Origin of the sequence: Bradyrhizobium sp., from assembly GCF_016462955.1 — a bacterium.
Lineage (GTDB): Bacteria > Pseudomonadota > Alphaproteobacteria > Rhizobiales > Xanthobacteraceae > Bradyrhizobium.
On sequence record NZ_JAEMSD010000094.1, the window covers coordinates 1 to 647 of the forward strand.

The window sequence follows — 647 nt, forward strand, 5'->3', positions numbered from 1 at the left end:
GTCTCCATTCGCAATCTTCACCTGATCCTCGAGGCGATCGCCGAGATCGCGCCCCATGTGCGGCGCTCCGAGCAGGTTGCAGAGCACGTTCGCACGCGGCTTGCCCAGCAGATCTGCGGCGATCTCTCCGACAATGGCGTGCTCAACGTGCTCCGCCTGGGCAACCGCTGGGATCTCGCGTTCCACCAGAGCCTGAAGCGCGATGCCAAGGGCGACGTCGTCGAGTTCGACGCCGACCCGCGCCTGATCGAGCAATTCGCGACCGATGCCAGCGCCGCAATCCGCAAATTCACGGAGAGCGGCACCAGCCTGGTGCTTGCGGTGACCCCCGAAGCCCGCCCCTATGTCCGGATGATCCTGGAGCGGGTGTTCCCGACCCTGCCGGTGCTGTCGCACGTCGAAGTTGCCCGGAGCGCGGAGATCAGGGCCCTCGGAGCCATATCGTGATCTCCGGGCTCGCCGACAGCGTGCTGGTGACGTTCATCGTGTTCTGCCGCATCGGCGCCTGCTTGATGCTGGTGCCCGGATATTCCAGCGTCAACGTTCCGCCGCAGGTGCGTCTGTTCGTTGCGCTGGTCACCACTTTTGCGCTGACGCCGATCCTGATCGCGGTCCTGAAACCGCTCACCGACAATGCGGCGCCGCTG

2 protein-coding genes are annotated in these 647 nt (G+C 65.2%); both read left to right on the forward strand.

The features are described 5' to 3' along the window. Positions 1–447: FHIPEP family type III secretion protein (locus tag JHD07_RS12680; RefSeq protein ID WP_291622520.1), on the forward strand; the 447-nt coding region annotated here is incomplete at its 5' end. Then, positions 444–647 (forward strand): flagellar biosynthetic protein FliR (locus JHD07_RS12685; protein ID WP_291622522.1); only part of this gene is annotated, 204 nt, incomplete at its 3' end. The genes JHD07_RS12680 and JHD07_RS12685, both read left to right, overlap by 4 nt.